Genomic DNA, 16,012 nt, shown 5'->3' on the forward strand with positions numbered 1-16,012 from the left:
GGCGGCGGCCCGCCCAGCCGGCCGCGGCCAGCGGCGGCTGCTGCGCGTCGCGGCGGGCCAGCGCCATGCCCGCCTTGTAGGCGTCGTACGCCTGCGGGCTGGTGAACCATGGCGCCGGGTCCTCGCCGAAGAGCAGCGCGCGCTTGGCGAGGACGTAACCGAACTCCTCCGGGGTCAGATAGCCCAGCTTCTGCGCGAACGGCCCGTGTTCGCGGTACGCGTCCAGCAGCAGCCAGCCCGCGCCCAGGTAGGCGGTGGCGGTGTCGGTGAGGATCTCGTTGTCGCGGGTGCCGGGGAAGGACAGGTCGAGGCGGTGCAGATAGACGTGCATCACCTCGTGGGCGAGGGCGGCGCCGATGTCCCGGCGGTGCGTCTTGAAGCGGGAGTTCAGCTCGACGAAGTACTCGGGGCCGGCGTTCAGTTCGACATTGGCGGCGAGGGTCATGTCGCGGAAGGCGACGATCACCCGTGCGTCGGGCAGCCGCAGGTGCTGCACCATGGCGCGGGCCACCCGCTGCGCGCCCGCGTACAGCTCCTCCCCGTCGTCGAAGGCGACTTCGGCGGGCGGCACGCTCGTGTCGAAGGTGCGCACCGTGTCGTACGACAGGCGTCTGTAGAGCGCGGTGACGGCCGCGCGCACCGTGTCCAGATGTGGATACCCGTGCTCGATGTCACCGCCGGAACTGCCCGGTCTTCCCGTCGCCGCCACCCGACCACTGTACGTCTCGCCAGGAACGTCCGGTATGGGCTGTAGGTGACATGGGTAGAACAGGAGTTGGCCAGATGTACACCCTTGCCACTGTGATCGCCGAGTCCACATAATCCAAGGGCGCTTTGCGGGCTCATCCCCCACTGGGTCCGGACGCCTTGCGGCGTGCTGCCGACTCATCGGCACGTTCTACGGCGGTCCTTTCCGGTTCTCGCGTTGGCATGGGCCTGACATCGACGTGCAACCCCCCACGAAAGGAAGCCCGTTGCGAAGCCAGCTGAAGAACCTGAAGAGAGCCACCGCCACCGCGGCCGTCGCCCTCGCGGCCGTCAGCCTCCAGCCCGCCGCCGCCCACGCTGCGCCCACCCCCACACCGCAGGCCGACGGCGTCCACACCAAGATCGTCGGCGGCACCAAGGCGAGCCAGGGCGAATTCCCGTTCATGGTCCGGCTCTCGATGGGCTGCGGCGGCGCCCTCTACGCCAAGGACGTCGTGCTCACCGCCGCCCACTGCGTGGACGGCAGCGGCCCCAACACCTCCATCACGGCCACCGCGGGCGTCGTCGACCTGGAGGACTCCAAGGCCGTCAGCGTCAAGTCCACCGAGGTCCTCCAGGCACCCGGTTACAACGGCAAGGGCAAGGACTGGGCGCTCATCAAGCTCGCCAAGCCCATCGACCTGCCGACCCTGAAGATCGCCACCGACGACAAGCTCACCTCCGGCGAATTCGACATAGCCGGCTGGGGCGCCGACAAGGAGGGCGGCCAGCAGCAGCGCTACCTCCTCAAGGCCAAGGTGCCCTTCGTCGACGACGCCACCTGCAAGAAGGCCTACGGCGACCAGCTCACCCCCGGCGAGGAGATCTGCGCCGGCCAGCTGGACACCGGCGGCACCGACACCTGCCAGGGCGACTCCGGCGGCCCGATGTTCCGCAAGGACGACGCCGGCCAGTGGCTCCAGGTCGGCATCGTCAGCTGGGGCGAAGGCTGCGCCCGCCCCGGCAAGCCCGGCGTCTACACCGAGGTGAGCACCTTCGCCGCGGACATCAAGAAGGCGGCCGAGGGACTGGCGGGCTGACGGGTTGGCCTGCTGACGGGCTGGCCCGCTGGCGGGCTGGCCGGCTGGCGGGTTGGCCTGCTGATGGCCTGGCCGGCTGGCGGGTTGCCTGCTGATGGGGTGGCCCGCTGGTGGACTGAGGCCTGGCCGGCTGGCGGTCCGGTGACTGATGGGTGGGCGGGCTGATGGTCCGGCGATTGATGGGTCGGCGGGCTGACGGTCACCACGTAGCGAGGTCGCCGCGTCCCGGTGCCGGAGGGCATCGGGGCGCGGTCGCGCCTTTCGGCCCTCGGGGTCCGCTGGTCCGCTGGTCCTGGCGGGGGCCTGACGGGCTTGGCCGGGGTGTATGGGGCCTTGTTGGGGCAGTCTGGCTGGGGTGTACCGGGGCTTGTCGGGCATTGGCCGGGGTGCGCTGAGCCTTGTTGGGGCCTGACGGGTCTGACGGGTCTGACGGGTCTGACGGGCCTGGCCATGGGGCCTTGTCAGGGCTTGGCCATGGGGTCTCGCCAGGGCTTGGCTGGGGTGTACCGGGGCTTGTCGGGGCTTGGCCAGGGTGTACTGGGCCTTGTTGGGATATCCGGGCTCGTACCGAGTCCTGCTGAAGCCTGGCCGGGTTGTAGCGGGTCCTGCTGGGGCCTGGGCGGGTCGTAGTGGGTCCTGCTGGGGCCTGACCGGGTTTGTAGTGGGTCCTGCCGGGGCCTGGCCGGGTTTGTAGTGGGTACTGCCGGGGCCTGGCGGGTCCTACTGGAGAGGTACCCCGCTCGTCCTTTCGACCGGGGTGCGGGCGCCGACGCCTGGCCGGAAGGCCGATACCCGTCCGCGTGCCTTCTTCCTAGCGTGGGCCGGGTGACCACCGAGCCCCGCCACCGCCGCACGCCACAGCCTCCGGGGCACGGCCCCGCCCGCCCTGGCGACCACCGGACGACGGCGATCGCCGCCCTGCTGCTGGCCGCCTCCGCCGCGGCCGTCACCTGGCTGCTGCTCGGCAGCGGCGGTCATGATCTTCGGCCTGTCCCCACGACGGCCTCCACCCTTGCCGGAACCGACCGGTCCGGCTGGGCCGACCGGTCCGGCTGGGCCGACCGGATCCCCTGGGCCCACCGAGCCGCCCATCCCGGCAGCGCCGCCCGCATCGGTGGCGACCGTGCCGTACGAGCACCTCGGCCCCGCGACTGCCCGGCCCCGCACTGTGCCGCTCGGGCTCCCAGACCCCGCGGCTTCGAGTACGCCGGACACCCGGACCCGCCCCCGCTGGCTTGCTGCCGACCCCTGTCCCCGCTGTCCTGCTGCCGACCCCTGCCCCCGCCGGCCTGCTACCGACCCCCGCCCCCGCTGTCCTGTTGCCGCCCCCCGCACCCGCCGCCCGCCTGCTGCCGCCCCTCCCACCACGACGGCCGGCCCGCCGCACCCGCGGCCCGCCGGTGACTGGTCCGGCCCGGTCCGGTCCGGTCCGGCCCCAGCGGTTGCGGGGCGCGAGCACCGAAGATCAGATGGAACGCAGCGGGAGCGGCCCGGACCGCTGCCGAGCACCGGGTACGGGGCGCGGCGCACGACGTACGACGCACGGACAGGGCGAGGGACACCGAGGCACATGGCGATCAGCGTGGTCATCGCGGACGACCAGGAAATGGTCCGGACGGGCTTCCGGATGATCCTGGAGAGCCAGCCGGACATCGAGGTCCTCGCCGACGTCGTGGACGGCGTGGCGGCCCTGTCCGCGGTGGAACGGCTGCGCCCCGACGTCCTGCTGCTCGACATCCGGATGCCCGAGGCCGACGGCCTGGAGGTCACCCGCCGGCTCGCCGAGCGCGCCGTCGCCCACCCCGAGTACGGGCACAAGCCGCGTATCGTCATCGTCACCACCTTCGACGTCGACGCCTATGTGCACGCCGCGCTGCACGGTGGCGCCTCCGGCTTCCTGCTCAAGGACGCCAGCCCCGCCATGCTCGTGGAGGCGGTACGCGCCGCCGCGGCCGGTGACGCGCTGATCTCGCCCGCGATCACCGTACGGCTGCTGCGCGAACTGGCCCCCGTGGCGGCCGGCGGTCCCACCCGTACCCTCACCGAGCCGCTGACCGACCGCGAACAGGACGTCGTACGCGCCCTCGCCCGCGGCCGGACCAACGCCGAAATCGCCGCCGAACTCTACGTCTCGCTGTCCACCGTCAAGACTCACCTCGCCAACGTCCAGGCCAAACTGGATGCCCGCAACCGCGTCGAGATCGCCGCCTGGGCCTGGGAGAGCGGACTCGCCACGGGCGGTACCGGCGGCGGACCGGCCGTACCGTGAGCCCGCTGACCGGTTGGGCACGCGCCCACCCGCGCAAGGCCACCGCCGGCAAAGCCGCCCTCGCCGCGGTCCTGCTCTTCCTCATCGGCTTCGAGAGCGTCGCGCTGGCCCGACAGCCCACCCGCCCGCACGCCACCGTCGTCGTCGCCGCTGTCGTCGTGTGCCTGTGCTCCGTACCCAACGCGCGGGTCCCGCTGCGCATCCGCGCCTGGACCGCCGCGAGCGTCTCCCTCGCCGCCTCGGTGGTCCTGATCGCCGGACAGCACGCCCTCGCGGTGTGGGGCCTCGGCGAAGGCATCGCCCTGCTGGTCCTGCTCACCGGCGTGGTGCACCGCGCCCCCGGACGCACCGCCGCCGTCCTCGGCCCCCTGCTGGGCCTGGCCTGCGTTCTCGCCCCGATGCGCGACATCCGGCTGGGTCTGTGGACCGTCGTCTACGGCGTGCTGACCGTCGTCGTCAGCGCCTATTCGATGATCCTGCGCTGGCAGGACGCCCAGCGGATACGCGACCTTGCCGCCGTACGGACCGCCGAGCGCCTGGAACTCGCCCGCGAACTGCACGACGTGGTCGCCCACCACGTCACCGGCATCGTCGTCCAGGCCCGCGCCGCCCGCTTCACCGCACTCGGCGGACCCCAGGCGGACGCCGCCTTCGAACGGATCGAGACCTCCGGCGGCGAGGCGCTGAGCGCGATGCGCCGCCTGGTCCACGTCCTGCGCGAGGGCGCCGCCCGCAGCCGGCCCCTCGCTGGGCTGGCCGACGTGCACACCCTCACGGAGACCTATGCGCGCACCGGCCCGCCCGTCACCCTACACATCGAAAAGGGCCTCGACGAGACGGTGCCCGCCGAAGTCGCCACCGCCGTCTACCGCATCGTCCGCGAAGGCCTCACCAACATCCGCAAGCACGCCGCGGACGCCACCGCCGTCCGCATCAAGCTCCGCACCGTACCGTCCGGCCTGGAACTGCGCGTCGCCGACGACGGCGGACACCCCGCCCCCCTCTCCGCACAGGCCGCCGGCGGCGGCTTCGGCCTGGCCGGCCTCACCGAACGCGCCGAGGCGCTGGGCGGCCGACTGACCGCCGGCCCCGCACCAGAGGGCGGCTGGGAGGTACGGGCCGTGCTGCCATTGGCGACGGTGAAGGACAGGGAGGACGGGGAGGATGGGCAGGACGGGGAGGCCTAGGTCGCTTCTTTCGGCTCATCTCGCCGACCAGATGAAGATGGCGGCGACGTGGAGTCCTGCGCGGTAGATGGTGGCGGTCTTGTCGTAGCGAGTGGCCAGGCCGCGCCACTGCTTGAGCTTGTTGATGCACCGCTCGACGGTGTTGCGTCGCTTGTATGCCTCGCGGTCGAAGGCTGGCGGACGGCCGCCTCGGCTGCCGCGGCGTTTGCGGTTGGTGGCCTGGTCGGAGGGCTGCGGGATCACCGCTCGAATCCCGCGCCGGCGGAGATGGGTCCGGATCGAGCGGGAGGAGTACGCCTTGTCGGCCAGGACCGTCTCCGGTGTGGTCCTGGGCCGGCCGACCGGCCGTGGCACCCGCAATCGAGACATGACCTCAGGGAACGCTGGAGCGTCACCTGCCTGGCCGGGTGTGAGGACGAAAGCGAGCGGGCGGCAGCGGCTGTCCGCGGCGAGGTGGATCTTGGTGGTCAGTGCGCCGCGGGACCGTCCGATGGCATGGTCGTCCGGTTCGCCGTCCGGGGCCCCTTTGGGCGGGCCCCGGCGGCGTGCTGGTGGGCACGGACGACGGCGGAGTCGACCGCGACGACCCAGGCGAGATCGCCTTCGGTGTCGGTCTGGGCGAGCAGGGCGGTGAAGATTCTCTCCCAGGTGCCGTCGGCGGCCCACTTCCGCAGGCGGTTGTGGGCGCCCTTCCACGACCCGAAGTGCTCGGGCAGGTCCGTCCACGGGGTCCGTGCGGTACTTGAACGCGATCGCGTCGATCAGCTGCCGGTGATCCCGCCAACGGCCACCCCGCTTCGGTGTCCGGTCCGGCAGTAGCGGCTCGATCCTCGCCCACTGGGCATCAGTCAACGACACACCAGGCCAACGATCAGATGATCCGAAGGCTACTGCTCAACTGCCTTGGCGCTGCTGACGCTCTCGCAGTCGCCGCACACGCCTGGCGTACTGCCCGGCCTGCGACCTCTGGGCACGATCAATCGAAAGCAGCTGGGGATCCGTCGCGCGCTCGTACAGCTCAACCTCGAAGGAGTCTGCGTCCGCCTCGACGAGCCGGGCCAGGGCGTCCCGATCCTGCTCAGCTGTCGGACGCGCTCGGACCTCGTCCCTCCACGCCTGGCCACTCGCCTCGACTTCGTCCATCTCGCCACTATATGAGCGGGTAGCAGCGTGCGAAGTCCTCCCGAACCAAGATCCGGAAGAAGCGCCCTAGGCCGCTGATGTGAAAGCTGCTGCCTAACTCCCTCGGCGCTGCCGGCGCTCTCGAAACCGTCGCACACGCCTGGCGTACTGCCCGGCCCGGGCCCTTCACACCTGACCGCTCGCCTCGGCTTCGTCCATCGCGCCAACATACGGGGGCAGCAGCGTGCGAAGTCGGCCCGAACCAAGATCCGGAAGAAGCGCCCTGGGAGCAAGGAGGGCACGAGGAGCAAGGAGGGTACGGGGCAAGTCCGTGCGGCCCGGCAACCAGTACGCGCCGCACCGGACGTACGAAACCTCCTCGGCACCGGTCCGTTAGTCCAACACCTCCCGCCCCTTTGTCCATGGGCGCGCCCGCCGCGCACCGAGCACCCTGTCCCGCGACGGACAGTGCCGGTGCGAAGGACGGAGAGCGCTCGTGAACGGACTGACAGGAGCGAAACAGCCGACGGGCGCGGAACAGCCGACGGGCGCGGGCCAACCGGCGGACGGGGGCCGACCGGTGGACGGGGGCCGACCGGTGGACGGGGAAGGCCCGTCCGCTGGGGGAGGAGCGGCGCCCGCGGACGTACCGGCACCCGCAGACGTACCGGCGCCCGTGGAAGCACCGATGCCCACGGAAGTACCGGCGGACGCCGGCCCACCGACCGGTGGGGAGCCCGGCCCCACCCGCAGAAAGCTCGTCGTCGGTACCGCGCTCGCCGGCATCGCCGCCACCCTCCCACTCGGCGCCACCAGCGCGTACGCCGGAAGCACCGGCTCCTACCCGCCACCCCGGGTTGGTGAGGCGGTGCTGCGGTCCGGAGCCCTGGAGGTCCGCGTCGACACCGGCTTTCCCCGCGTCCTCTCCTACACCGACCGGGGCACCGGCGCCGTCCTGTACGGCCAGCCCGACCTGGTCACCCGGCTCCTCGTCGACGGCACCGCCCGCGCGCCCCGGGTCACCCCCCGCCCGGCCGCCGACCGCATCACCTACACCCTCGCCTTCGACGGCGGCACCGAGATCGACGCCGAGATCACCGTCGGCGGATGGCGCGTCGACTGGCGCGTCACCAGGATCGCCGACACCCCGGCCCTCCGTGTAGGCACCCTCCAGATTCCCGGGCTCGCCCTGCTGAGCGTCCGCAGCGACCAGCCCGGCGCCGCCCTCCTGGCCGCCCGCATCGACCTGGACAAGGCCAAGAGCGGTGACACCCTCGTCCGGATCACGCCCGCCACCCCGTTGGACGCCGCCCCCACCGGGTGCGCGTACGCGGTCGCCGCCACCGGGAAGCTGGCCGCCGCCGTCGAGACCAACACTGTCTACGACACGCCCAGCGGCGCCACCACCTGGGAGAACGGGCGGCTGTGGCGGCAGACCACCGCGAGCGGCGGCCACCGCTACGCGCGTCTCGGCTGCGGCCAGTGGACCCACCGCGCGGCCACCGCGCCCCTGCACGACACCGAACCCCCGCCGTACGCCACCGTCGTCCTCACCCGCGACCGCAACGGCGACGGCACCGCCGACTGGCAGGACGCGGCCATCGCGCTGCGCGACATCATGGTCGACCCGCTCGGCGCCGACGAGCAGCACCTGCGCGTCGTCGCCCACATCCCCTTCAACTTCGCCAGCCAGGCCACCAACCCCTTCCTGACCACCCTCGACAACGTCAAACGGATCGCGCTCGCCACCGACGGGCTGCGGCAGTTCACCCTCCTGAAGGGCTACCAGTCCGAAGGCCACGACTCCGCCCACCCCGACTACGGCGGCAACCACAACACCCGCGCCGGGGGCCTCGCCGACCTCAACACCCTGCTGCGCGCCGGAAAGGCCTGGCACAGCGACTTCGCCGTGCACGTCAACGCCACCGAGTCCTACCCCGTCGCGCACGCCTTCTCCGAGACCCTCGTCGACAAGAACGACGCGCAATGGGACTGGCTCGACCAGTCCTACCGCATCGACGCCCGCCGCGACCTGGTCTCCGGCGACATCGTCCGCCGCTTCCGGCAGCTCCGCGAGGAGACCGACCCCGCCCTGAACACCCTCTACATCGACGTCTTCCGCGAATCCGGCTGGAACTCCGACCGCCTCCAGCGCCACCTGCGCGCCCAGGGCTGGCAGGTGACCACCGAATGGGGCCACGGCCTGGAGCGCTCCGCCCTGTGGGCGCACTGGGCCAACGAGACCGACTACGGAGGCGACACCTCCCGCGGCATCAACTCCCGGCTCATCCGCTTCGTCCGCAACCACCAGAAGGACGTGTTCGCGGACAAGTGGCCCACGCTGCTGGGCGGTGCCCGGATGGGCAACTTCGAAGGCTGGGTCGGCAAGACCGACTGGCACGCCTTCTACCGGATCATCTGGGTGGACGCGCTGCCCGCCAAGTACCTCCAGGCGTACCCGATCCGCACTTGGCGCGACCACGAGATCACCTTCGAGGGGCCGACCGGCACCGCCGTCACCGACACCGGCGGCACCCGCCGCATCACCACCGACGGACGCCTGGTGTACGACGGCGGCACCTACCTGCTGCCCTGGGAACCACGCTGCGCCACCGACCCCGAGAAGCTCTACCACTACAACCCCGGCGGCGGCACGACCACCTGGACGCTGCCCCGCGGCTGGTCCGGCACCCGGAGCGTGTACGCCTACCGACTCACCGACCAGGGCCGGAGCCGTCCGCAGCGGCTGTCCGTGCGCGGCGGCAAGGTCACCGTCACCGCCGCGGCCGGACAGCCGTACGTCCTCTACCGCCGCCCCGCCCCGGCCCAGGGCGGCCGCGGCTGGGGCCAGGGAAGCGGCGGACACGGCCGGCACGGGACCGGCCGGACCGGGCCCGGCTGGGGCGAGGGCACGCCGCTCGCCGACCCCGGCTTCCACTCCGGCACCCTCGACGCCTGGCAGGTCAGCGGCCCCGCCACCGTCGAGCCGAGCGCCCTCGGAGACTACGAACTGGTCGTCGGCGCGGGCGGCGCGGCAACCGTCAGCCAGCGGATCGCCCGCCTCGCGCCCGGCACGTACACGGCCTCCGTGCAGGTGGAGGTCGGCGCGCGGCCGGGGGAGCGGCGCCGGGCCGCACTGGAGGTACGCACCGGTGACGGCGTCACGGCCGCCAATTGGACCGACACCTCCACCGCCGCGAACTTCGTCGCCGCCGACCGTAAACACGGCACTCGCTTCCAACGGATGTTCACCCCCTTCACCGTCCCCGAGGGCGGCGGTCCCGTCACCCTCACCCTCCGCGTCGCGGCGGGCACTGTGCGTATTCGATTCGACAACGTGCGGGTCGTCGCCGCGGTTCCCGCGCACCGGCCGGGCACCGTCGCGTACGAGGATTTCGAGCACGTACCGCAAGGCTGGGGCCCCTTCGTCAAGGGCGACGCGGGCCAGGTCACCGACCCGCGCACGCACATCGCGCAGCGGCACGCGCCCTTCACCCAGCGCGGCTGGAACGGCAAGGCCGTCGACGACGTCATCGACGGCGGCCAGTCACTGAAGTCCCGCGGCGAGAACGCGGGACTGGTTTACCGGACCGTGCCGCACACCGTGCGTTTCCTGCCCGGACGCCGCTACCGGGTCAGCTTCCGCTATGCGAACGAGAAGGCCGGCCAGTACGCCTGGATCACGGCCGTCGACACCCCCGGAGCCCGCGAACTGAGCCGCACCCCGCTGCCCGTCGCCCCCCACCCCACCTCGCACACCTACGAGTTCACAGCCCCGGAGTGCGGCGAGGCGTGGGTGGGCCTGCGCAAGACGGGTGACGACGGGAAGGCGGAGTTCGTCCTGGACGTCTTCGAGGTACGGGAAGCCTGACGCGTCACACATCGGAGACCGGCCGGCCCGACGCGGAAGGCCGGCGCGTCGGGGCACGGACACCGACGTGTCAGGGCACCAGACGGGGCGCCCTTGCCCGCTCCCCCACACGGGCGGGGGCGCCCTCCAACTCCAGCAGGAGCAGCTGGTTGGCGCCCGGACACAGCACCGGGCCGGGGACGAACAGGGTCCGCTGCGGACCGGCCGCCCAGTAGCGGCCCAGGCAGAACCCGTTCACCCAGGCGAAGCCGCGCGTCCAGCCCGGCAGTTCGAGGGCGGCGTCCCCGGGGGAGGGAACGGTCAGCGTGGCCCGGTGGAGGCCCGGCCGCCCGGAACCGGAAGGACGGGCGCCGCATTCCCTGAACGGCACTTGCCGCACCGCCGCCGCGTCCTCCAACGCGTCCAGCCGCAGCCCCCGCGCCCGTACGCCGTGCAGGTACTGCCGCTCGTGCAGCACCCCGCCCGTGATGCCCTTCGACTCCCCGAGCCGCGGCCCGTAGTTGACCCGCCCCAGCGACTCCACCCACAGCTCCACGGTGGCGGGCCCGGCCACCGCCGCGCCGATCTCCGAGTCCTCCTCGTACAGGGTCGGCCCACGCACCCCGTCCACGTACGTCACCGCCAGATCGCGCAACCCCGCCACCCGCAACGGAAGCGGCCCGCGCGGCCCGGGAACCTCGAAGCGGTACCGCACCACACCACGGCCCACGTCCAGCTCCTCGAACGTCGGCGGCACACCCGACGTCACCTCGGGACCGCCGAGAACGTCCAGTACGTCCGCGAGCGGCGCCCACCCGCCGGACTCGGCCCGTACGGGCGCGGCGAGAACCGGCGGCGGAACGGGAACCTCCGGTAGCGGGCCCGGCGCGTACGCGGACAGGACGTCACGGAAACGGTGGAACTTCTCCGTAGGGCGCCCGCGTTCATCGATCGGCGCGTCGTAGTCGTACGACGTGACAGTGGGCCGCAGCGCCCCGTCGTGCAGCTCGCCGGAACGATTCGCCCCCGCCCACCCCCCGAAGTTCGTACCACCGTGCGCCATATAGACGTTGACCGACGCACCACACTCCAGGATCTCCCGCAGTGCGTCCGCCGCGTCCCCCGAAGAGCGCGCCACCGAAGCGTCACCCCAGTGGGAGAACCAGCCGCACCAGAACTCCATACACATCAGCGGGCCACGCGGCCGATGACGGCGCAACGCCGCGAACGCCTCCCGCGCCCCCGACCCGAAGTTCACCGTCGCCAGGACACCGGGCACCGAACCACCGGTCAGCATGTGGTCCTCCGGGCCGTCCGAGGTGAACAGCGGCACACTCACCCCCAGACCGCGCAGCAGCTCCACCATGTGCCCCAGGTACTCCCGGTCGCCGCCGTACGACCCGTACTCGTTCTCCGCCTGCACCATCACCACCGGGCCGCCGCGGTCGTACTGCCGCGCCACCACCTGCGGCAACAGCCGCCCGAACCACGCGTCCACCGCCCGCAGGTACTCCGTGTCACGGGTCCGCACCCGCCGCCCCGACGGGCCGGTCAGCCAGTGCGGCAGCCCGCCGTTCTCCCACTCCGCGCAGATGTACGGACCGGGCCTGACCAGCGCGAGCAACCCCGCCGCCCGCACCGCGTCCAGAAAGCGGCCCAGCGCCTCCGGGTCACGGTAGGTGCCGGGCCGCGGCTCGTGCAGATTCCAGGGCACGTACGTCTCGACGCAGTTCAGCCCCATGGCGCGCAGCATCGCCAACCGGTGCCCCCACTGCGCCTCGTGCACCCGGAAGTAGTGCAGGGCCCCCGACAGCAGCCGCACCGGCCGCCCGTCCCGCTCGAAGTCCCGCTCGCCCACCACGAACACGCCCATACCGCCCGCCCTGTCCCGTTCCGCCGTCCCGATCGGCCCGGCGTTCTGGTCCGTCCGCTGTCTCGTTCCGCCCGGTGCTCCGGTCCGTCCGCCGTCCCCGTCACCCTCAGCTCTGGCGGCACGGGAATCCATGGACAAAGATCGGCAGTGATTGGACGGAACTCAACCGGAACTCGGACGGAAATCGGGCGGCGCAGGGATCTCATCGGTCAGGAAACGCAAGCAACCGGCCGGACACGGACATGTCCCCGGTAGGCGGAGACGGGAGGACGTCCGCATGTACCACACCTGGATGCGGTACTTCACACCGCGCCCGGTCCACCACCGGCTCGGCCTGGTCTGCCTCGGCGTCGGACTCCAGCACGGCCCCCTGCCACCCGTCGGCCCCCGCGTCCTCGACCACCACGTCGCCGTCGTCGTCCACGCCGGCCGCGGCTGGTTCACCACCCCCGACGGCACCCGCACACCCGTCACCGCCCCCGCCCTCCTGTGGCTCCTCCCCGGCGTCCCCCACCACTACGGCGCCGACCCGCACACCGGCTGGGACGAGAGCTTCGTCGACTTCACCGGCCCCGCCACCACCACCTACACCGAACTCGGCTACATCGAACCCGACCGCCCCCTCGTCCCGCTCGCCGACACCGCCGCCGCCCGCACCGCCGTCGGCCGCATCACCCGCGCCGCCCGCCGCGGCAACCCCCTCCTGGAAGTCGAGACCGCCGCCGCCGTCCACGAACTCCTCGTCGCCCTGCGGCGCGCCCGCGCCGACACCGACGCGGACGGCGACCCCGTACTCCAGGCCCTCGCCCGCGACGCGTTCCTGCCCCTGTCCGTCGCCGAACACGCCGCCCGTCACGGCATGACCCCCGCCGCCCTGCGCACCGCCGTACGCCGCGGCGCCGGATGCAGCCCCAAGGACTACCTCCTGGCCATCCGCCTCGGCCACGCCAAAGAACTCCTCGCCGCCACCGAACTCCCCGTCGCCGCCGTCGCCCGCCGCGTCGGCTACACCGACCCGGCCTACTTCAGTCGCCTGTTCACCCGCCGCGTCGGCACCGCACCCGTCCGCTTCCGCGCCCGCCAGGGACACCACGTCCCCGGCGGCTGGTCCACCCGCGTACCCGACCCCGACGACCCGCCGCGGATCGGCTGAGAAAGCCCACGGCCCAGGGCGCGCCAAGGCCGCACCAAGGAGCGCCGGATCACGCGTCAAGGCGCGCGGAGCACCCGCCGAGCACGCCCGGGACCCGGCCGGGCCGGGAAAATCGCGGGTCGAGTGCGCGGTGTCAGTGCCGTACGGCAGCATGAGCACATGCCCGCACTGACGCGCGACGAGGCGCTGACCCGAGCCCGACTCCTCGACGTCCACCGCTACGCGATCGACCTCGACCTCACCCACGGACCCGACCACTTCGTGTCCCGCACGGCCGTCCGCTTCAGTGCGCGCACCCCGGGCGACACCTTCATCGACGTCGCACCGCACGAGCTGCGCTCCGCCACCCTCGACGGCCGCCCCCTCGATCCGGCCACCCTCGACGGCAACCGCCTGCCGCTCACCGGCCTCACCCGAGGCGACCACGAACTCCGCCTCGAAGCGACGATGCGCTACTCCCGCACCGGCGAGGGCATGCACCGCTTCACCGACCCCGCCGACGGCGAGACCTACGTCTACACCCAGCCGTTCCTGGACAACGCCCAGCGCGTCTTCGCCGCCTTCGACCAGCCCGACCTCAAGGCCGTCTTCGAAGTGGGCGTCACCGCGCCCGGCGGCTGGACCGTCCTCGGCAACGGCACCGCCACCCGCCAGGACGGCGAAGCCAACCACGTCGTCCTCGCCCCCACCCCGCTCATCAGCACCTACCTCGTCGCTGTCGCCGCCGGCCCCTGGCACACCGTCCGCACCGAGCACGCCGGACTGCCCTTCGGCATCCACTGCCGCCGCTCCCTGGCCCCCCACCTGACCGCGGACGCCGAAGAGATCTTCGACATCACCCGCCGCTGCTACGACCGCTACCACACCCTCTTCGACGAGCCCTACCCCTTCGACTCCTACGACCAGGCCTTCGTCCCCGAGTTCAACGCGGGCGCCATGGAGAACCCCGGCCTGGTCACCTTCCGCGAGGACTTCGTCTTCCGCTCCGCCGTCACCGACACCGAGCGCCAGAACCGCGGCGTGGTCATCGCCCACGAGATGGCCCACATGTGGTTCGGCGACCTGGTCACCCTCCAGTGGTGGGACGACATCTGGCTCAACGAGTCCTTCGCCGAATACATGAGCTACCAGGTGCTGTCCGAAGCCACCCGCTACACCGACACCTGGACCGACTTCGGCATCGCCCGCAAGAACTGGGGCTCCGACGCCGACCAGCGCCCCTCCACCCACCCCGTCGCCCCCGCCGCCGAGGACGTGCCCGACACCGACTCCGCCCTCCTCAACTTCGACGGCATCTCCTACGCCAAGGGCGCCTCCGCCCTGCGCCAGCTCGTCGCCTGGATGGGCGAGAAGGACTTCCTCGCCGGCGTCAACGACCACATCACCCGCCACCGCTTCGGCAACGCCACCCTCGCCGACTTCGTGGACTCCCTCGCCCAGGCCACCGACCGGGACGTGCACGCCTGGGCCGACAGCTGGCTGCGCACCACCGGCATCGACACCCTCACCCCCGTCGTCGACACCACGCCCGGTGGCGGCTGGACCCTGCGCGTCGACCGTGACGGCAGCCGCCCCCACCACCTCACCGCCGGCCTGTACGACCGCGACCCCACCGACCCCACCCGCCTCGTCGCCCGCGACCACCTCGCCTGGGACATCCCCGCAGCGGTACCCCAGGACCCCGGCACCGCACCGGCCGAAGGCACCGCCCTCACCGACACACGGGACGGCGCCCCGCAGCGCCGCCACACCGTGCCCGGCCCCCGCCCCGCCCTCGTCCTCCTCAACGACGGCGACCTCACCTACGCCAAGGTCCGCCTCGACCCCACCTCCTGGGACACCGTCCGCACCACCCTCTCCGGCCTGCCCGACGCCCTCACCCGCGCCGTCGTCTGGAACGCCGCCCGCGACATGGTCCGCGACGGCGAACTGCCCCCCACCGCCTACCTCGACGCCGCCCGCGCCCACCTCCCGTACGAAACCGACATCGCCGTCGTCTCCGGCGTCCTCGCCTTCGCCCGTGCCCAGATCGCCGACCGCTACCTTCCCGCCGCCGACCGGCCCGCCGCCCTGACCACCCTCAGCGCCATCGCCCGCGACATCCTGCGCCGCACCGAAGGCTCCGAGAACGGCGACGGCCAAGGACTGCGCCTGGCCGCCGTCCGCACCTTCATCGACAGCGCCACCACCCCCGACGGCATACAGGACTGGCTCTCCGGCGGCAGCGTCCCCGGCGGACCCGCCCTCGACCCGGAGCTGCGCTGGCGCATCCTCGGCCGGCTCGCCGTCCTCGGCGCCACCACCCCCGCCGCCATCGAGGACGAACTGGCCCGCGACCCCAGCGCCACCGGCCGCCAGGGCGCCGCCACCTGCCGCGCCGCCCTGCCCGACCCGGCCGCCAAACAAGCCGCCTGGGACGTCCTCTTCGCCTCCGACGAGCACACCGACCTGTCCAACTACCTCTTCAACGCCACCGCCGCCGGCTTCTGGGCCCCCGAACAGCTCGATCTCGTACGCCCCTACGTCACCCGCTACTTCCCCGAAGCGGTGGCCCTCGCCGCCCGCCGCGGCCCCGCCCTCGCCGATTCCGCCGGCCGCTACGCCTTCCCCACACCCTGCGTCGACCCGGCCACCCTCCACCTGGGCGAGGAGTGCCTGCGCACCACCGACCCGTCCCCGGCCCTGCGCCGCAAGCTCATCGACCAGCTCGACGACCTGAGGAGGGCGCTGCGGGTACGGGGCGAGTGACGGCACCGCGCGAGGGGCGGGCC

The 16,012-nt window shown here is 72.6% G+C and carries 9 protein-coding genes and 1 pseudogene; 6 read left to right on the top strand and 4 right to left on the bottom strand.

The window, feature by feature from the left end; genetic code table 11:
- The coding region (locus JXZ78_RS35665; RefSeq protein WP_372498474.1) for a hypothetical protein at positions 1-709 on the bottom strand (709 nt) is incomplete at its 3' end.
- A gap of 265 nt (positions 710-974) precedes the next feature.
- On the opposite strand from JXZ78_RS35665, the gene JXZ78_RS35670 reads away from it, so the two are divergent.
- The 3 genes from JXZ78_RS35670 to JXZ78_RS35680 all read left to right on the top strand — a co-directional run bounded on the left by JXZ78_RS35670 (position 975) and on the right by JXZ78_RS35680 (position 5,243).
- Positions 975-1,787: a S1 family peptidase gene (locus JXZ78_RS35670; RefSeq protein ID WP_238783600.1), complete on the top strand. Its 813-nt coding sequence runs from the start codon at positions 975-977 to the stop codon at positions 1,785-1,787.
- A 1,570-nt stretch (positions 1,788-3,357) separates the two neighbouring features.
- The gene (locus JXZ78_RS35675; protein WP_030020970.1) at positions 3,358-4,056 is read left to right on the top strand and encodes a response regulator; all 699 of its coding nucleotides are present in this window, start codon (positions 3,358-3,360) and stop codon (positions 4,054-4,056) included.
- Positions 4,057-4,061: 5 nt separating this feature from the next.
- The gene (locus JXZ78_RS35680) at positions 4,062-5,243 is read left to right on the top strand and encodes a sensor histidine kinase (protein ID WP_050502605.1); all 1,182 of its coding nucleotides are present in this window, start codon (positions 4,062-4,064) and stop codon (positions 5,241-5,243) included.
- Between the two features lie 15 nt (positions 5,244-5,258).
- Here JXZ78_RS35680 and JXZ78_RS35685 read toward each other — a convergent pair.
- Both JXZ78_RS35685 and JXZ78_RS35690 read right to left on the bottom strand, forming a co-directional pair.
- Positions 5,259-6,101: pseudogene (locus JXZ78_RS35685) on the bottom strand (IS5 family transposase).
- Between the two features lie 36 nt (positions 6,102-6,137).
- Positions 6,138-6,386, bottom strand: coding sequence for a hypothetical protein (locus tag JXZ78_RS35690; protein WP_030020974.1), 249 nt, complete (start codon positions 6,384-6,386; stop codon positions 6,138-6,140).
- A 667-nt stretch (positions 6,387-7,053) separates the two neighbouring features.
- Between JXZ78_RS35690 and JXZ78_RS35695 the strand changes: the two genes are divergently transcribed.
- Positions 7,054-10,236, top strand: coding sequence for an endo-alpha-N-acetylgalactosaminidase family protein (locus tag JXZ78_RS35695; RefSeq protein ID WP_050502597.1), 3,183 nt, complete (start codon positions 7,054-7,056; stop codon positions 10,234-10,236).
- Positions 10,237-10,306: 70 nt separating this feature from the next.
- Here the strand turns inward: JXZ78_RS35695 and JXZ78_RS35700 are convergent, their stop codons facing one another.
- A complete protein-coding gene (locus JXZ78_RS35700) occupies positions 10,307-12,088 on the bottom strand; it encodes a glycoside hydrolase family 35 protein (protein WP_030020977.1) in 1,782 nt (593 codons plus the stop codon).
- A 277-nt stretch (positions 12,089-12,365) separates the two neighbouring features.
- Here JXZ78_RS35700 and JXZ78_RS35705 point away from each other — a divergent pair, with 277 nt between their 5' ends.
- Both JXZ78_RS35705 and pepN read left to right on the top strand, forming a co-directional pair.
- A complete protein-coding gene (locus tag JXZ78_RS35705; RefSeq protein ID WP_030020978.1) occupies positions 12,366-13,241 on the top strand; it encodes a helix-turn-helix domain-containing protein in 876 nt (291 codons plus the stop codon).
- A 159-nt stretch (positions 13,242-13,400) separates the two neighbouring features.
- The gene (pepN, locus tag JXZ78_RS35710; protein ID WP_030020979.1) at positions 13,401-15,989 is read left to right on the top strand and encodes an aminopeptidase N; all 2,589 of its coding nucleotides are present in this window, start codon (positions 13,401-13,403) and stop codon (positions 15,987-15,989) included.
- Positions 15,990-16,012 lie beyond the last annotated feature (23 nt).

The sequence above is a fragment of the Streptomyces monomycini genome (assembly GCF_022271435.1).
Classification (GTDB): domain Bacteria; phylum Actinomycetota; class Actinomycetes; order Streptomycetales; family Streptomycetaceae; genus Streptomyces; species Streptomyces monomycini.